Here is an 18,237-nt window from a genome sequence, read left to right as displayed (position 1 = left end):
TAAAAATAATACGACTGCGGTTTACACTGCTTTAATTTCCATAATTCTTTTTTCAAACTCTTCGTTCACTACAATGGATTTATTTTTCACCCGTGTTTTATAGGTATTAATGGTGTTCACAGAATACTGCAATATATGCGCAATTTTATCGGTATCATGAATACCCATACGTATTAATGCAAAAATGCGCAAGTCGGTATTCATGAGCTCATCGTCTTCCAATACGATATGGTCTTCTTCCCTGAACAAAGCATTAAAAGTGGTGATGAAGTGGGGAAATAATTTCAGGAAGGCGTGATCAAAATGTTTCAGCAGTTCTTGTTTTTCATTTTTCAGGTTGATGGTATTAGTGAGTTGCCGTATATCATCGAGCTTACGGTCGGCAATTTTTTTATCGATAGACTTTTTAAATTTTTCGATCTTCTCATAAAAGGCTGCATTAAGATTAAAAAAGTAGCCGATGTATTGCTCTTTGATTTTATTGGCGTCCGATAATTTTTCGTTGGCTTCTGCCAATTGGCGGTTAATCGCCTGCTCTTTTTCGTGCGCAGTATAAATTACCAGCTGTGCAGCTTTCAGGCGCTTTACCTGTTTATAGATGATAAAGCCCAATCCAATTACCAACAGCAACAACAAGGTAACGGTAACGGCATAACGTACCAGGATCACTTTCTGGCTTTCTACAATACTTACTTTCTCAGCTTCAATCAGGGGCAGGATAGCGCTTACCTGCACCTTCCGTTGCCTGGCGCCATAGAAGGTAGCCTCCGCGATGGCTTGTTCAATACATACTGAAGCATTTTTCACATCATTTTTACGGTATAGGAGATTAGCCAGGATAAACGTGGCAGATGTTTCTTTGGTAGAAGTTTTAATATCGGCAATGGCAGCCAGGATAAGCAGGTCGATTGCTTGATTGCTATCTCCCTGGTTGGTATATAATACGCTGAGGGTAGAGGCGGTAACAGCGATTTCGTGCAGCGACAATTTCTTGTGGTCCAGCAACGATCGAAAATACTGTAAGGCGGTATCGTTAAGACCTGTTTTCAAAGCTTTTAAGCCGGAAAAATAAATATAGTCGTAACTGTTAGCCGGCCATAAAGCCAGGGCAGAATCAATATAGCTATTCGCTTTTACCGTATAAGGAGGTGTGTAAAAAGTATCTTTATTATAGTCGCCCAGGTCGTAATAAAACCGGCCCATAAGCGCGTAATAGTTTGCTTTGCTGCTATCTGGCAACGAGGCTACTTTTATACTGGACAGGGTTTCCGCTGTTTCTTTATACATTCCGGAGGAAAGCAGTGTAAAAGACAGTTTCAGGCGTGTTTCCATCAGCAGCGTATCATCCTGCAACGCTATGGCCGTTTCATTCATTTTCCTCGCGTAACTGCAGGCCGAGTCATATTTATAGATCTTATAGGCATCAAACAAAGCAGTATAGAGGCGATAATGTTTGTGCAGGTTCGGCTCTCCAGACAATCTGGCTGCTACCGATTGTAAACTGTCTATCTCATGCTGTTTAGCTTTATCATATACAGCAGCCTCCCGGATGGCTAAGTTAAGATCAGCCAAGGAAGCCTTAGGGGATTGCCCGTATGCCTTTATCCACAATAAAAGGCATACTACGTGGAACAGCACTATTTTTTTCATTTGGAAAGTAGGGATTTTCAAATGCTGAAATCTGGAATTTTGTTTCTGTAACCAGTCAATTTCACTGTATTATAGAAACAAAATTCCAGATTTCCAACTCCCGAAAATATACTGGATTTTACTTATGGTAAGGTTTTACCATTTTCAGGTCCTGGGCTGTAGCCGGAACCATGGTAAGGGCGGCTCCTCCCCCGTTAGCCAGTTTCAGTTGGAGTATAGTATGGCTGTTGGCAATAAACGACCGGATCGTATAAGCCTCCGGGTTACTATACCAATCAGCGCCAGGAGCATCTGCATAAAGGGTTACCAGGTATTGCTTTCCTTCGTCGAGGAAAGAAAGGCTGGTTTCCAGATTACGGCTGTTCTCATCTGTAATGGCGCCCAGGTACCAATTATTACTCCCTTTGCCTTTACGGGCAATACTAATATAATCACCTGGTTCTGCGGCCAGTATACGGGTGTCATCCCAATCTACCGGCACTTCACGGATAAAGCGGAAAGCATCGGGGTATAGGGCGTAATTCTCGGGCAGGTCGGCGGCCATTTGCAGTGGGGAATATAAGGTTACATACAGCGCCAATTGTTTAGCCAGTGTAGTATGTACCCTTTTGCTGGTATCTGCACCATAACCAGACAGTTTAAAAATACCAGGGGTATAATCCATCGGGCCACCTATCAGCCGGGTAAAAGGGAGGATGGTTTCATGTTCTGGCCGGTTGCCGTTAGCAAACGCATTATATTCATTTCCACGGCTGGCTTCACAGGCCATCCAATTAGGCCAGGTACGCTGCAAGCCTGTGGGTCTTGCCGGTTCGTGGGCATCTACCATTATATGATACTGAGCGGCCTTGGCAACTACCCGCTGATAGTGATTGATCATCCATTGCCCGTCGTGATGTTCTCCCCGGGGAATGATCTTGCCTACGTAGCCCGTTTTCACGGCAGGATAACCATAACGTGTCATAAAACGGAAAGCGGTATCCAGCTGGCGGTCGTAATCGGCGGCGGCGCCGGAAGTTTCGTTGTGCATGATCAGCTGCACACCCTTATTGGCAGCGTATTGCTGCAGACCCGCCACGTCAAAATCGGGATAGGGCGTTACAAAGTCAAACACATTTTCTTTCCAATTGCCAAACCAACTTTCCCAACCAGTGTTCCATCCTTCTATGAGCACGCCTGGGATCTGATTAGCAGCGGCAAAGTCGATATACCTTTTTACATTGGCGGTAGTAGCGCCGTGCTGGCCGCTGGGGGCAGTATGCCGTTCATCGGTAGCATAACTCCAAGTGCTTTTACCTGTTTGCATTTCCCACCATATCCCCACATATTTCATTGGCTTTATCCAATCTGTTTGTACAATAGCGGAGGGATCATTCAGGTTAAGGATCATTTTACTGCTGAGGATATCCGTGGCTTTATCCGATACAATAACCGTTCTCCATGGAGTTTGACAAGGAGTATGCATATAGGCCGCATTACCTACAGCATCCGGCACCAGGTGGGAGCTGAATACAAGCTGCTGGCGGTCTACATGCAACTGCATGGCCGCATAATTTACCAGGGCGGCTTCATGGAGGTTAATATAAAGACCATCGTTGGTTTTCAGCATCAATGGCGTTTGTACTGCCTGAGCATCCGGCGCTACACGCACGGCAATGGCAGTAGACGAAGCCACGATGTTACGGTTGTCGATGGCGCTCAACTTAGAAGTTGTATATTCATACTCGTTAGTATCATAATCGCCAGGTATCCAGAAAGCAGTATGGTCGCCTGCCATGGCAAAAGCAGTACGCTCTTCTTTCACCACAAAATAATCGAGGGAGGGCTGTTGCGGAAATTCATAACGAAAGCCTACACCGTCGGCAAATACCCGGAAAACAATATCGAGCAGCCGTATGTTCCGTTGCAAGTGCACAGTGAGTTGCTCGTAGTGGTTACGGATATGGCTTACTTCACCCCACACAGGATTCCAGGTTTCGTCAATATCCTTCTTTTCACTACCCAATATCTTAAAGCCTTTGTAAAAAGTACTGTCTTCCTGTAATACAAATCCCATGGAAGAAGGCTTCACGATAGTTTTTTCTCCCAGGTACACCGCATACTGTGGTGTTCCTTGGTGATCCAGCGAAAAGATCAGCTTTGTTTTATCCTGCTGTGCCGTAAGTTCTTGTGCACTTCCCTGCTGCATAGCCAGTAACAACAGGAAAGTACAGATGTTTCTGCATATCATAAATTGAAGATTGATTAATAGCCGGGATTATTCGCGCCTATTTTAGCATTAGAATTCAGTTCACTGGTAGGAATAGGCCAACTGTATGACCGGTCGTCTGACGGCCACTTCAATCCGCCAGCTACGTTCTGGGCTGTTTGGTAAACCGCTGCTTCTGCGGCGCCTATACGCCATCTGCATACATCAAACCACCACTGGCCTTCATTGAATAATTCTGCCCAACGCTCGTAGTACAAGGGATTATGGCCTAATACCGGATCGTTACCAGCGCTGGTGGCGGCGGTCAGCGACTGGTAATCAATAGCGGAAGGCACATCCACCGGCAGGCTGTAAGCCCTGCGTTTTACTTTGTTGAGATACTCCAGGGCCACTGCATTGTCGCCACCGTGTATATTAGCTTCTGCATACAACAAAAACACTTCTGCCAGGCGCAAGAAATAAAGATTGGCAGCATCTGCCTGCCCTACGTTACCCATGCTGTTATACAATGGCGCATACTTGCGGAAAGACCAGGCATAATAATTAGATAACTGGGAAGAAGCGATGGCGGTAGACCTGCTGATCAATTTCCAGTTCATACCATCTGCTTTGGCAGAATCAACGAATGGCTGGGAAGCGTTTACATACAAACGCGGATCAGCGGTCTTGTTTTTCCGTATATCCAGGGATTGTTTGTAATAAGTACTATCCAGGGTCTTTTTGGGATTCTTCACAGATTCCGGTTTACCAGGGTCATAAGCCGGATTATCCTGCATGGTAAGCAATCCTAATTGAAATCCAAACCGTTTGATATTACGGTCATGTACATACTCATTTCCATAGCCCAACGCACCACCGCTGGCTTCACGGCCATCATCCCCCACTACAAATGGCGCCCAGATCAAACCGTTACTGGTGGTGGTATTCTGACCACCAAAGGTACCATAGCTGCCCCTGGAGTTCTGATCTACGTTCAGTTCAAATAAAGACTCTTCATTAAACTCATTATCTGCATTACCCAGGAAAGCGTCCTGGTATTTAGCGAAAGGCATCAGCGATTTACCGCTGTGGGCTATTACATCCTGTAATACTGTTCTGGCATTCTCCCAATCTTCCGTGAAAACATAGGCCTTACCCAACATACCTTTGGCCGCCCATTCAGAGATACGGCCTCTGTTATCACCGGTCCACTCCTGTCCTTTCAACAAGGTAGCCGCTTGCTGAAAATCTGAAATAATCAGGTCCCAGGTAGCTTTTACGCTGCTACGGGGCTTCTGGGTGCTGTCTACATTAGGAGCTACCTGTGTATACAAGGGTACTCCTTTTTTATCTCCGCCAGCGCCATTATGGATATAAGCTTCTCCGTATAGGCATTCGAGATGGTAATAATAAAAAGCGCGCAAGAAATATGCTTCTCCACGCATATAATTGATCATCTGTTTATCGCCACCTTTGGCAAAAGTTTTCTCGTAAAAATCTGCCGCTGCCAGGAAAGCATTACAGTTTTTCACACCCACATACAGGAAGGTCCAGGTAAAACCTACATAAGAGTTATTCACCGTGAGGCTGGTGGCGCTCATTTCATTCCAACCCTGGTCGCCGCCATAAGTACAATCTGCGGTATGAGTAAGATTCGAAAGAGAATGCGCATTTAGCTCAAAACCATAGAGGCGATCGTTACGCAGGTTGGCATAACAGCCGGATAAAACGCTCAACAGATCATCCATGGTAGCCGGGTAGTTGGCAGAAGTATATTGGTCGGTACGACTTACACTGGAAGGATCTTTGGTGCAGCTGGCCATTAACAGCAGGGAGAAAAGCAGCACATATATTTTCTTGTACATAATAGTAAGATTTGTGGTGGATAATTAAAAGGTCACATCGAGGCCCAGGGAATAGATCCGGGTGTGCGGGTAGGCAGAAACAGCATCTACTCCGCGGGTTGTGGTGCCTTGGAAAGACTGTGTAGTAAAGGAGCTACCCAGTTCAGGGTCTAGGCCGGAATACTTGGTAATGGTAAACAAGTTGTTCGCCATTACAAATAAACGGAGCTGGCTGATCTTGATTTGCTGTAACAGGTTATTACCAAAAGTATAACCCACCTGCAGGTTTTTCAATTTCAGGTAACTGCCGTTTTCAACAAAGTAGCTGCTCACCGTAGTGTAGTTACCGTTAGGGTCCAACGTGAAGGAACCATCTGTATTCTGTACTCCCAGACGCGGTTGCGACGTAAGTCCGTTGCCATTCAGATAGGAATCACCCCATATTTTAGAGGTGGTATTACCATCAGAGAAAGGTGACATTTCATAGGCTTTTACACCATTAAAAATATCTACTCCAGCCACTCCGTTAAATAATGCGCTCACATCAAAACCTTTGTAATTCACATGCAGGTTGATGCCATATACCACTTTAGGATTAGGGTTACCGATCACCTGCCTGTCGTCTGAATTGATTTTACCATCATGGTTATAATCTTCGAAGATCAGGTCGCCGGCATGGGCAGTGGCCTTCTGGGGGCTTTCCTGGGCATCCTTGTCCGTTTTAAAAAGTCCAAGTACCTTATAGCCATAGAACTGGCCGAAAGGCAGGCCTGCTTTAGTAGCTGTAATCGTTTGACTGGGCATCATGCTGAAAGCCGCGTCTCCATTGCTGTAAAAGTTATAACCGTCCAGGATAGCATTGGTATTAATACCATCCAGGTTCAATACCTTATTTTTGTTGAAGCCTGCAGTAACGCTTACGTCGAAACCTACTTTACCAAATTTATCGCGGTAGCCTGCCAATACATCTAATCCCCTGTTCCTGACAGCGCCAATGTTGGTATAATAGGAACTGGTGATGCCTGAACTTGTAGAAATAGGCAGGGCGTATAACATATTCCTGGTAGTTTTATTATACCATTCCACCGTGAAATACAACTTACCGTTCAACGCTTCTCCATCTACTCCCACATTAGTTTCGTATAATGTTTCCCAGTGAATATTGGGATTGGGAATAAAGTTAATACTGTTGGAAATAGAGGGGTTGGCATTAGGCGCAAAGTTCTGCATACCTATACGGCTATACGTAGAAAGAAAAAGATAGCCGGGAATATTACTGTTACCCAGTGAGCCATAACTACCTCTTAATTTCAACAGGTTCACCGCTGGCTTGATACTACTAAAGAAAGATTCATCACTGAGATTCCATCCTATAGAAGCCGCTGGGAACACGCCCGCCTGCTTACCAGGGCCAAACACCGTAAAGTTGGCATCTCTCCGGATAGAGCCGGAAATATAATACCGGTTATCGTAATTATAGTTCAAGCGCCCGAATACAGATTTTACCAATCCATTGGGATCATTTACCCCCAGTACAGTAAAAGCGGTATTAGAGGTTTGGATAAAGGAATAAGTAGGCAAGCCCACGTTAGTGCCCATTACATTGAGGTTGTTATAATTGCTGGAGATCTGCTCATAACCTGCTACTGCATTGATGTGATGCCGAGAAAAGGCCTGGTCATAAGTCAGCACATAGTTGCTCAGCAGGGTTTTATTCTCAGTAGCATACTTGGTTAAACTATTATCAGCGCTTTTTACTTCTCCATAGTTATAAGAATTCTGGAAGTAGTCTTGGGTTTCATTATTATAGGTATAGCCAAAAGTGGTTCTGAAATTAAGGTGCAGGGGGAGTTGTATTGCTGCAAAAACGTTTCCCTGCAGGTTGTTCTTATAGTTTAATGCATTAGCATTGAGTGCAGCGCCTACAGGATTCGGCCCCGCAAATCCGGGAGGATTTTTGCCGAAGCTACCGTCTTTATCATATACCGCCATAATGGGGATAGTACGGAAGGGAGCATTATGTAACTGGGCTTCACTACCAATAGGCGGAGAAGTTTTACGCTGGGTCAGGAAAAGTTGTTCTCCGATCTTGATCCGTTTTCCCAGATTATAATCGGTATTTACACGTATGCCGGCAATGTTTGAATAGTTGTTAATATAGATACCTTTCTGGGCGTTATAGAAGCCGGAGAAGAGGTAGTTCACGTTAGGCGTAGAACCGGCAACAGACAAACTATAGTTTTGCTCTGTGGCATTACCGTATAATTCATTTACCCAATCAGTATTAGGCAGGGTATCTGTATTTATACCGGCAAAAAGAGTGGGTCTGGTAATATTGATCAATTTAAGCCAGTCAGCCTTATCGAGCAGGTGTATCAACTGGGGTTGGGTACTACCAAAGCGGGCGTTAAAATTTACCAGGGGGGCAGCGCCATTTCCCTGTCCTTTTTTAGTAGTGATCACAATAACGCCACCCGCGGCGGCAGATCCGTAAATAGCGGCAGCAGCGGCATCTTTCAATACGTCTATGCTGGCAATATCTTGCAGGTTAATGTTATCGCCGCTGGTTTGCCTTACCCCATCCACCACGTAAAGGGGTTGGGGTTGATTCAGAGAAGACACACCCCGGATGATCACATTAGCAGAGGCGTCTGGAGCGCCGGAGCTTTTCACTACTTCCACGCCGGCCATCCGGCCTTGCAGGGCTTCGCTTACATTAGTAGCCGGTACGTTCTTGATGGCAGCGCCTTTTACAGAACCCACTGAACCAGTTACATCTTTCTTTCGCTGTGAACCGTAGCCTATTACTACCAGTTCGTCCATCACCGTGTTGTTTAACTGTAGGGATACATTAATCACACTACGGCCTTTCAATGCCACTTCCTGCGCTTTGTATCCCATAAAGGAAATCACCAGGGTATTACTGCCCCCGGGTATGGCCATCTGGAAGTTGCCGGTAGCATCTGATATTACCCCTTTCGTAGTTCCCTTTACCGTAATAGAGGCACCGGGAAGGGGCTCATTCTTTTCATTGGTTACCTTACCGGTAACAGATTTGTCCTGTGCATAGGTAAACCGTATAAACAGGAACAACATAAACAGCAGTAAGCATAATGGCTTCCTGCAAATGTGCGGGTAGTAGTCATTTTTCATAACAAAGGAATTAATCATGATAGTGGAAGTGAATCAATCACCCATCAAAAAAATAGATAAGCAAAAGGGATAACAATTAATATTCACAGAATATAAAAGAAAGTAGGCAAAGCAGGGAAAATATAGAATATAATAAATTGATAATCAATTTACATAATTACATTATATATTTTTATATATAACAAGTACTAAACGCTGGAATGTGATAATAATGGCTGTTATGAAGGAGATGAAAGGGGAAATTTAAGACCCGCTTTAATAGTCACCAAAGCTGACGTTTGTTACGGCTTCAGCTTTTCTGCAATCAACGCTTTCCATTGTAGTTTTATGGTTTCCTCCAGGGTTACTTTTTCTGGTTGTTGCATATAGTCATGCAGGTAGCGGTCTATAGCCCCGCTTTGTTTTACATATCTTCTACAAAAAGTACAGTACATCAGATGCAGTCTTAAACCAATCCGTTGCAATCCCGACAATGGCTGTTGTAGCTGCTTTTCTGCCAGCATGGTAGCTTCTTTACAACAAGGTAGCAAGGTATGTAAGTGTTTTTCTGTCATCAATTACTGAACCATTTTTTTTCGAGACAGGCTCTCAATTGCAGCTTGGCCCGGTGAATGATTACCCAATAATTAGACGATGTAATGGAAAGTTCATTACAAATGTCTGCCGTTCTTTTTTCCTCAAGATATTTTTGATGAATAACCGTTTTACCGATGCCACTTAATTTACGTATGCAGGCGCGCAATATATTCATAAAATCGGCCTGCTCTTGCTTATAACTGCTATCCTGTACCCAGGGTTGTGGGGCCATTTCTTTTCTCCAGTGACCATTTTCATGGAAAAAGAAATGACGGGGATCGGAATCTCCCGAGTGTCCTTCATCGATGCTGAGTATGATCCTGTTTTTATTTGATCTGCGGAAATGATCAATGATTTTATTTTTCAGGATAGCCAATAACCAGGTTTTCTCGCTGCTTTCGCCCCGAAACTGTTCCCTGGCCTGCAGGGCGCTGAGGAAAGTATCTTGTACCAGATCCTGTGCCACGCCCTGATCCAATACCTTCATGCAAGCAAACGTAAACAATTCATCTGCATATAACTGTACCCACTCTGCCGGATTACAGGTAGTTATTGAGGGTATGCCTGAATGAGGAGCCGCTGGCTGCATGTGGTTATTTTTCATAGTCGCTGTAGAAGCATACGGAAATTGGCCCATTTTAGTTTTCTTCCCAGCCCCAAAAAAATGTTAAATGCGGCTCAGCGGCAAGTTGATAAAGGCAGATGGCAACAGCAGTATGGCTGGGATTCAGCATTTTATACTATTTTTGATCTGTACCCAATGAAATACGAAATAAACGCTGCTCATGAAAAATGAAATGTCACCTGTAACATCCGTTTACTTTGTTACCCTGTTAAAGGCATACTTACGGGGTAATAAAACAAGACAGGAAGTTATTGAGGATTTGCATAGCATGATTTCCCTGCCGCTGAAAAACGAAGACACACACACAGAAGTGAGTAGACTCTTATTCCGGGCTGCCGCCGAAATTAATGAAGCCTATTATCAGGAAATTGTGACAGCCCTTTCCCATGCCACTGATACCGCTCCTACCCGGGAAGGTGTAATCCATCAACTGCAAGCCATGCTGGATGGTCAAATCACCACCGAACAACTGCTGCAATGGGCTACCTGGCATAACGAACCCGGCGACACCAATGGTGTCAGTTTTTTCAACGACATTGCTGTAGACTACTTTTGTACCCAGCTATTACCGGCCTATGGCGCCATGCTCACTACCGCGCAGTACCAGCAGGCGCTGAAAATATTTCAATCGGAACCACACAACAGCCTGAAAGAAAAGGTAGCGCTGGTACTATTGGCTGAAAAGGAAAAGCAACGTTTTCTGTTTTATTTGGGCGATTATATACAGGGTAACAGCGCGATAGAACAACTGGATGTGTATCTCCTGCATAAATTCGGGATGGATCATTACTCCTTTCCTTATATGCCAGCTATTACGGCTATCCAGCAAGAACCGGGAAAACTCCCGGCGCTGCTGCGGATGGCTGCCATGGAAGCCTCATGATTAGCTGACCATCAGGCTACATCCCCTCAATGCAGAGTGATCTAACCGGCCCAGTACTTCAAACCCGCCATCCTCATGGATCTTACCAATATCTTCCGTGGCAATAAAAGCGCAGGAATAAATATTGGCCAGGTCAATAACATTGATCACGCCAGCTCCTCTGCCAGCACTCACCTGGAAAGGATCATTCTCGTCGCGCAACAATACCTTCATCCAGGGCGGGGTCATAAAAAGGCCGTTGCCTTTAGAATAAGCCTGCGACAACAACTCTGTCATCCCATATTCGGCATGAATAGTAGGAACGCCTAAGCGTTCTTTGAGGAAGCCATGCACTTCCTCCCGGGTCCATTCTTCCCGCCGTCCTTTCATGCCACCCGTTTCCATGACTATGGTGTGTTTTAACTGCAAGGTGTATTTCTCTGCAAAATCCAGCAGCCCGAAAGTAACGCCAATCAACAATACCTTCTGCTTACGGGCATCCAGCTCCTGCAATTGCTGGAACAACTTATCATGTTCATACAGGTAAAAGCCACTCTCTGCGTGGCCGCTGCGCGCTGTCATCTCCTGTACCATCCTTACCAGCGAGGAATGTTGCCGTTCCAGGTAGGAAGGCAGTAAACCTACAATAACATAATCGCCTACGGGGCCATAAAACTGCTCAAAGGCGGTCATGAAACTCTGGGTATAAATGGCAGACTCCTTTACCAGGTGGCGGCTGTTCACCGTTTGGGTGGTACCGCTGCTTTCAAACACCAGCTCAGGCTCAAAATCACCGCATACTACCCGGTGGGTCTTAAAAAACTGTATGGGCAGGTAGGGAATGTCTTCCATCCGCTGTACCGAAGCCGGTAGTATGTGCAGCGCATCAGTATAAGCCCGGTACAACTCATTTCCCCAGTACTGATACCGGAATAGCTCCAGTGCTGCTGCTTCCAGGCCATCTGCCTGCAATGAAAATATATATTCCGGTGATACGGCGCTCATTTTATCCTGCTTTAAAATCGCACAAAGTTAGGGAGAAGAATAAATCTGGCCACAGATAGTAACAATTGTATTAAAAAAACGTTTTGGATTAGGAAGAATTGAGATAACTGAATATTTGTATATTTCCTAAATTAATGTAGGTTTGTTTTATGAAGAAAATTCTGTTTTTATTCCTGGTCGCCGGATTGTTTTATGCTTGTAAGAAGGAAAGTATAGGTGCTAAGCCATTTATCTCCTTTAAACAATATTCTACAGACAGCGTTGCTCCGGAGACCGAAGCAATGGAAATAGTGCTGAATATAAAAGATGGTAACGGGGATATTGAAGACTCGATATGGGTAGCTTCTTTCTTTGAGCGGGGCGACTACGACAGTACCTATTATCCCAAGAAAATGCCATCTATAGGCGCCAACAAAGGCAGCAAGGTGACAGGGGAAGTAAGTGTGCTGCTTTCCGGAACAGACTTAAAATTCCATCAAAGCGGTGTAAACGATAGTATCCACTTTAAAATATTTGTTCGCGACAACGCCGGCAATTACAGCGATACCATCGTTACCCCTAAAATCCCCTATCAAAGTCAATAATAAAATAACTTACATTTACAAATACCAGGGATTCCTTTCATAAAAGGAATCCTTTTTTATTTTAGCTTTATCACTCATTTTTAGCATATGGACAAAATAGAAGAGTTACAGGCCAGGATCGCCGAAGCCATGCTCGGCGGCGGGGAAGTACGTATAGCCTCCCAGCATAAGAAGGGTAAACTTACTGCCCGCGAGCGCATACAACTGCTCATGGACGCCGGTTCTTTTGAAGAACTGGATATGCTGGTGACCAACCGGAACAGGGGCATCACCACCGACCAGGAGCAGTTTCCCGGCGATGGCGTAGTAACCGGCTATGGCACCATCAATGGCCGTTTGACCTATGTATTCTCTCAAGACTTCACCGTATACGGCGGTAGCTTGTCTGAACCACATGCCCGCAAAATCTGCAAGATCATGGACCTCGCCATGCAGAATGGCGCGCCCATTATAGGGTTGAACGATAGCGGCGGCGCACGTATACAGGAAGGCGTAGTAAGCCTGGGCGGTTATGCAGACATCTTCTATCGCAATACCAGGGCTTCCGGCGTAATCCCCCAGATTTCTGCTATTATGGGACCCTGCGCCGGCGGCGCCGTATACTCTCCCGCTATCACCGATTTTATTATGATGGTGGAGCAAACGTCTTATATGTTCGTTACAGGCCCTAATGTGGTAAAAACCGTTACCCATGAAGAAGTAACCGCCGAAGAATTAGGCGGCGCCCAAACCCATGCGGCCAAAAGCGGGGTAACTCACTTTGCCTGTAGCAACGAAATAGAGTGTATACAATATATCAAACAACTGCTGGGCTATGTTCCGCAAAACTGCGAAGAAACAGCTCCCGTATACCCCTATACGCCTGGCGATGAGTTGAGGACTGCCCTCAACTCCCTGATACCAGCGCACCCTAACCAACCTTATGATATGAAAGAAGCGATCGCCGAAATCACAGATCCCGGCAGCTTCTTCGAAGTACATAAAAATTTCGCCGAAAACATGATCGTGGGCTTTGCCCGCATCGCAGGCAGAAGTATTGGCATTGTAGCTAATCAACCTGCCCACCTGGCCGGCGTACTCGACATACACGCTTCCGTTAAAGGCGCCCGCTTCACCCGTTTCTGCGACGCCTTTAACGTGCCGCTACTGGTACTGGTAGATGTACCTGGCTTCCTTCCCGGTACCGACCAGGAATGGAACGGCATTATCACTAATGGCGCCAAACTGCTATATGCGCTCAGTGAAGCTACCGTTCCAAAAGTAACGGTTACTACCCGCAAAGCATACGGCGGCGCCTATTGCGTAATGAACTCCAAACATATTGGCGCCGATCTCAATTTTGCCTTCCCACAGGCAGAAATAGCCGTTATGGGAGCCAAAGGAGCTGTAGAAATCATCTACAAAAAAGAAATTGACGCCGCCGCTGATCCGGAAACACGCATGAACGAACTCGTGGCCGATTATATAGAGCGATTTGCCAACCCTTACCTGGCAGCCGAAAAAGGTTATATCGATGAAGTAATCCCGCCAGACCAAACCAGGATAAAACTGATCAAAGCCTTTAAAATGCTAGAAAATAAGGTGGTGAATATGCCAAGAAAAAAACATGGCAACATACCGCTGTAACCAATTAAGCACCAGATCCGGTTTAATAAAGCCGCCAATGATAAAACGGCTATGTTAAACCGGATTTTTTTATCCGATAGCAGACCCATATTAAAAAATAGCTATTCGTTTATGCTCCGGAACTTTTTTAATTTCCTTCTTTTCACATCGATCTACATTTCGCTGTGCGCCCTGCTGATGATCTGGCAAACCAATCAACTGCTGGCATTGGATTACTGCGAAAAAACGTTTTACCTGTTTGTTTTCTTTTCTACCATCTGTAGCTATAACTTCCATTGGTACCTTACTCCAACTGCCTACTCCTCTTCTGAAAGGATACGCTGGGGCAACCGTCACCGTACGCTGATGTTATGGCTCTGTGGCATTGGGCTGACCGGCTCCCTATGGTTCTTCTGGCAATTACGGGAACACTGGCTGGTACTAAGTGGCAGCGTTGTGCTCACCTTTTTGTACTCTGCCCCTAAAGTGCCTCATCCCGCTTTCAGATGGCTCAGTAAAATAGCAGTCGGAAAAACCTTGTTCCTCACCTTTGTGTGGACGTATGTAACCACCCTATTGCCCGCATTAGTGGCCAACAACCCCATTACCAGCGCGGTAATATTACTGACGCTCTATCGTTTCTGCTTCATTTATGCCATCTGTATCCTGTTCGATTACCGCGATCTGGAATCTGATAAAAAAGAAGGTATCCGCTCATTAATTACCTATCTCGACAGCAAAAGCCTCTACCGGCTTTATTACCTCTCACTGCTGATCGCTGCCATATCGGCCGGGCTAATGGGACCATTCATCCCGTTCTCCGCCATCATTACCCTGATTATTCCAGTAGGGGCTACTGCCATGATTACACGTAAAGCCCAACAAAGCAGCTCAGACTACTTGTTCTATTTCGTGCTCGACGGCCTCATGGCATTATCTGCAGTGATATACCTGGTGATAGCCAGCTTATAGTTACCGGAGCCGCCTGTTAGCCGGCGGTATCTTACTTTTCCTTACATTTGCCCGATCACAATCTGCATTAATTATGTCCAAGAAACAGAAATCAATATTCAACAAGGAATCATTGACATTCCTGGAAAACTACCTGAACAACCCATCTCCTACAGGTTTCGAGAAAGAAGGACAAAAGCTCTGGTTAAAATACCTGACTCCGTATATAGATGAGCATTTTGTAGACCCATACGGCTCTGCAGTAGGCGTTATCAACCCTAAAGCGGAATTCAAAGTGGTCATTGAAGCCCATGCGGATGAGATCTCCTGGTTTGTAAATTATATTTCTCCGGAAGGATTGATCTATGTGATCCGCAACGGAGGCTCAGACCAGCAGATAGCGCCTTCCATGCGGGTAAACATACATTCAGACAATGGCATCGTAAAAGCTGTTTTCGGCTGGCCGGCTATTCATACCCGCATCCGTAGCGGAGATGGTAAGGAGCCACAACCTAAAGTAGAAAACATTTTCCTCGATTGCGGCGCACGTTCCCGTAAAGAAGTAGAAGACCTGGGTATACACGTAGGAACCGTATGTACTTTCCAGGATGGCTTTGAAGAACTGAACTACGATTACTTTATCTGCCGTGCCATCGACAACCGCATCGGTGGCTTTATGATCGCAGAAGTAGCCCGGCTGCTGAAAGAAAAGAAACAGGAATTACCTTTCGGTTTATATATCGTTAATGCAGTACAGGAAGAAGTAGGTTTGCGCGGTGCTGAAATGATTGCCAAACGCATTAAACCTAATGTGGCTATTATTACCGACGTAACGCACGATACCACCACACCGATGATCAACAAAAACATCGAAGGGGAAATCAAATGCGGCGGAGGCCCTAGCATTACCTATGGCCCGGCTGTACACAACATCCTCCGCGACCTGATCATCAAAACAGCGAAGAAAAACGATATCCCTTACCAGCTGCATGCCGTAAGCCGCAGCACCGGCACAGATACCGACGCTTTCGCCTACAGCAACGAAGGTACCCCGTCTGCCCTGATCAGCCTACCATTGCGCTATATGCATACTACGGTGGAAATGGTAAAGAAAGATGACGTGGAAAATACCATTCAGCTTATTTACAATACCCTGCTGAACATCACGCCAAAAACCAATTTCCAATACCTCTAAAAGAGGTTAATATTTTTTTGATTGTTCTGATGAATGAAAATGATATTCCTTGAAATCTTTATTCATCAGAACAATCAAAAAGTAATAAATCCTATCTAAAGAAATCTGCCGCCCTGCTCACCTGTTCTACCCAAGCCCCGGAACTGGCCTGTAGCACATACTCACTCATTCCCACCTTACTGGCGCCTGGCGCCCAATCGTACGTATAGCCCATCCTCGTCCATGGATAATGCGCATCTGTGGCCAAAGTAAGCGGTCGGTAATAAGCATAGATAATATAGTTATTGAACCAGGTGGTATAATCCGGCGTTACACTGCTGATCAAAACCGGGCCGCTGGTTTTGGTGTCAATAGCCGGGTTGCCGGCTGGCCGGTATAGGCTAGACGCCTTTACCCATATCTGGGCGATATGGGTATTACTGCTGGTATTTGCCGGCGGCAATCCTAACAACTGGCAAATACGCATAATCGTATCGGAAGTGGGCGTAAAACCAGCCGCTATACGGCTTTTCATCTGTTGTGGAATAAACAGCCACGATTCCCCCCAGGTATTCGTAATGGAATCGCCCACCGGATAGCTGTTAGGATATTTCATAAAAGTAGCCAGCAATACATATGCCTGACCATTAATTGTTTTCCATTGCAGGTCGGGGTTGTCCGTAGTGATAGGTGACAATGCAGTGGATATTTCGCTGCTATCGGCTACCATGGCGTCATCTACAGCCTGTGCATAGAGCTGGTTCAGGTTGTAAACCGGAGCAGGATTGTTACTGTCATCTTTCTTACACCCGGCAAATGTAATAGCGGCAAATAGCAAATAAACAAGCAGGTAATTGCCAGAGGGGAAATGTTTCATAAAAGTGGTTTTCTGGATTTTGGTGACTAATGGTTATTATTATTTGAGTCCGGCAAATAAATGACTTTTAGGCAGAAAAATCAAAATTTATATAAAAATGCTATTGTAATTGGTAATTCTTATTTCATAATTATTTCCTACGTTTGCTACTCAAACAAAATCAGATCTATGATCCGTCATGACTGGACTTTAGAAGAAATTAAAGCTATTTACAACACTCCATTAATGGAACTGGTGTATCGTGCTGCCACTATTCACCGCCAATACCAAGACACGGCGGAAGTGCAGGTTTGCACCCTCCTGTCTATCAAAACAGGCGGATGCCCGGAAGATTGCGCTTACTGCCCACAGGCTGCCAGATATAATACTGACATCAATGTGCATGGACTCCTGAAAAAAGAGGAAGTACTGAGTTATGCCCAAAAGGCAAAAGAAGCTGGTTCCACCCGCTTTTGTATGGGCGCCGCATGGCGTGAAGTACGCGACAACCGCGACTTCGACCGCGTACTGGATATGGTGAAAGGCGTTAATGAGCTGGGTATGGAAGTGTGCTGCACACTGGGTATGCTTAATGAAGAACAGGCACAGAAACTGTCTGATGCAGGTTTATTCTCCTATAACCACAACCTGGATACCTCCCGCGAACATTACGGGGAAATTATCACTACCCGTACCTACGACGATCGCTTGCAAACGCTCGATAACGTAAGAAAAGCAGGTATCAGCGTATGTTGTGGCGGTATTATCGGCCTGGGAGAATCACATGAAGACCGTATTGGCATGTTACACACCCTTAGCAACCTGCCAGAACATCCGGATTCCGTTCCCATCAACGCCCTTACCCGTGTAAAAGGCACACCGCTGGAACATCTTCCTAAAGTGGAATTCTGGGATATGGTGCGCATGATTGCCACCGCCCGTATCCTCATGCCGGCTGCCATGGTACGTTTGAGTGCTGGCCGCGCAGAAATGAGCATGTCTGACCAGGCCCTGTGCTTTATGGCAGGTGCCAACTCTATATTTACCGGAGAAAAATTATTGACTACAGGTAATCCCTCTTTTGAGGAAGACCATATGATGTTTGAACTGCTTGGACTGAAACCCAGAGAGGCTTTCAAAGAATCAATCAGCTGCTAGCCATTG

The 18,237-nt window shown here is 45.5% G+C and carries 14 protein-coding genes; 6 read left to right on the top strand and 8 right to left on the bottom strand.

Annotated features, from left to right (window positions below):
- Positions 1-21 precede the first annotated feature (21 nt).
- From ACDQ55_RS11280 to ACDQ55_RS11255, 6 genes are all read right to left on the bottom strand, one after another.
- The gene (locus ACDQ55_RS11280) at positions 22-1,650 is read right to left on the bottom strand and encodes a DUF6377 domain-containing protein (RefSeq protein ID WP_420981494.1); all 1,629 of its coding nucleotides are present in this window, start codon (positions 1,648-1,650) and stop codon (positions 22-24) included.
- 118 nt (positions 1,651-1,768) lie between these two features.
- Complete coding sequence (locus tag ACDQ55_RS11275) at positions 1,769-3,880, bottom strand: glycoside hydrolase family 97 protein (RefSeq protein ID WP_420981493.1); 2,112 nt, start codon at positions 3,878-3,880, stop codon at positions 1,769-1,771.
- A 14-nt stretch (positions 3,881-3,894) separates the two neighbouring features.
- Entirely contained in the window at positions 3,895-5,703 is a 1,809-nt protein-coding gene (locus ACDQ55_RS11270) for a RagB/SusD family nutrient uptake outer membrane protein (RefSeq protein ID WP_420981492.1), read from the bottom strand.
- A 24-nt stretch (positions 5,704-5,727) separates the two neighbouring features.
- On the bottom strand, positions 5,728-8,835 hold the full coding sequence (locus ACDQ55_RS11265) for a SusC/RagA family TonB-linked outer membrane protein (RefSeq protein ID WP_420981491.1): 3,108 nt from the start codon (positions 8,833-8,835) through the stop codon (positions 5,728-5,730).
- A gap of 281 nt (positions 8,836-9,116) precedes the next feature.
- A complete protein-coding gene (locus ACDQ55_RS11260; protein ID WP_420981490.1) occupies positions 9,117-9,389 on the bottom strand; it encodes a hypothetical protein in 273 nt (90 codons plus the stop codon).
- Positions 9,389-10,015 (bottom strand): sigma-70 family RNA polymerase sigma factor, encoded by a 627-nt coding sequence (locus ACDQ55_RS11255; protein WP_420981489.1) that lies wholly within the window; start codon positions 10,013-10,015, stop codon positions 9,389-9,391. The genes ACDQ55_RS11260 and ACDQ55_RS11255 overlap by 1 nt, the downstream gene beginning before the upstream one ends.
- A gap of 181 nt (positions 10,016-10,196) precedes the next feature.
- Here ACDQ55_RS11255 and ACDQ55_RS11250 point away from each other — a divergent pair, with 181 nt between their 5' ends.
- Positions 10,197-10,919: a hypothetical protein gene (locus ACDQ55_RS11250; protein WP_420981488.1), complete on the top strand. Its 723-nt coding sequence runs from the start codon at positions 10,197-10,199 to the stop codon at positions 10,917-10,919.
- Here the strand turns inward: ACDQ55_RS11250 and ACDQ55_RS11245 are convergent, their stop codons facing one another.
- On the bottom strand, positions 10,920-11,903 hold the full coding sequence (locus ACDQ55_RS11245) for an acyl transferase (RefSeq protein ID WP_420981487.1): 984 nt from the start codon (positions 11,901-11,903) through the stop codon (positions 10,920-10,922).
- A gap of 149 nt (positions 11,904-12,052) precedes the next feature.
- Here ACDQ55_RS11245 and ACDQ55_RS11240 point away from each other — a divergent pair, with 149 nt between their 5' ends.
- The 4 genes from ACDQ55_RS11240 (at position 12,053) to ACDQ55_RS11225 (ending at position 16,238) form a co-directional block, all read left to right on the top strand.
- Positions 12,053-12,487 (top strand): hypothetical protein, encoded by a 435-nt coding sequence (locus ACDQ55_RS11240; protein WP_420981486.1) that lies wholly within the window; start codon positions 12,053-12,055, stop codon positions 12,485-12,487.
- A gap of 87 nt (positions 12,488-12,574) precedes the next feature.
- Positions 12,575-14,113 (top strand): acyl-CoA carboxylase subunit beta, encoded by a 1,539-nt coding sequence (locus ACDQ55_RS11235; protein ID WP_420981485.1) that lies wholly within the window; start codon positions 12,575-12,577, stop codon positions 14,111-14,113.
- Positions 14,114-14,224: 111 nt separating this feature from the next.
- Positions 14,225-15,064, top strand: coding sequence for a UbiA family prenyltransferase (locus tag ACDQ55_RS11230; protein WP_420981484.1), 840 nt, complete (start codon positions 14,225-14,227; stop codon positions 15,062-15,064).
- 73 nt (positions 15,065-15,137) lie between these two features.
- Positions 15,138-16,238: a M42 family metallopeptidase gene (locus ACDQ55_RS11225; protein WP_420981483.1), complete on the top strand. Its 1,101-nt coding sequence runs from the start codon at positions 15,138-15,140 to the stop codon at positions 16,236-16,238.
- A gap of 91 nt (positions 16,239-16,329) precedes the next feature.
- Here ACDQ55_RS11225 and ACDQ55_RS11220 read toward each other — a convergent pair whose 3' ends face one another.
- Complete coding sequence (locus ACDQ55_RS11220; RefSeq protein ID WP_420981482.1) at positions 16,330-17,094, bottom strand: hypothetical protein; 765 nt, start codon at positions 17,092-17,094, stop codon at positions 16,330-16,332.
- 168 nt (positions 17,095-17,262) lie between these two features.
- On the opposite strand from ACDQ55_RS11220, the gene bioB reads away from it, so the two are divergent.
- The gene (bioB, locus tag ACDQ55_RS11215) at positions 17,263-18,231 is read left to right on the top strand and encodes a biotin synthase BioB (protein ID WP_420981481.1); all 969 of its coding nucleotides are present in this window, start codon (positions 17,263-17,265) and stop codon (positions 18,229-18,231) included.
- Positions 18,232-18,237 lie beyond the last annotated feature (6 nt).

Origin of the sequence: Chitinophaga sp. 30R24, assembly GCF_049056765.1 — a bacterium.
In the GTDB taxonomy this organism is placed as follows: Bacteria; Bacteroidota; Bacteroidia; order Chitinophagales; family Chitinophagaceae; genus Chitinophaga.
The sequence above is the reverse complement of the archived record's forward strand: the minus strand, read 5'-3'. Positions and strand labels throughout refer to the sequence as shown.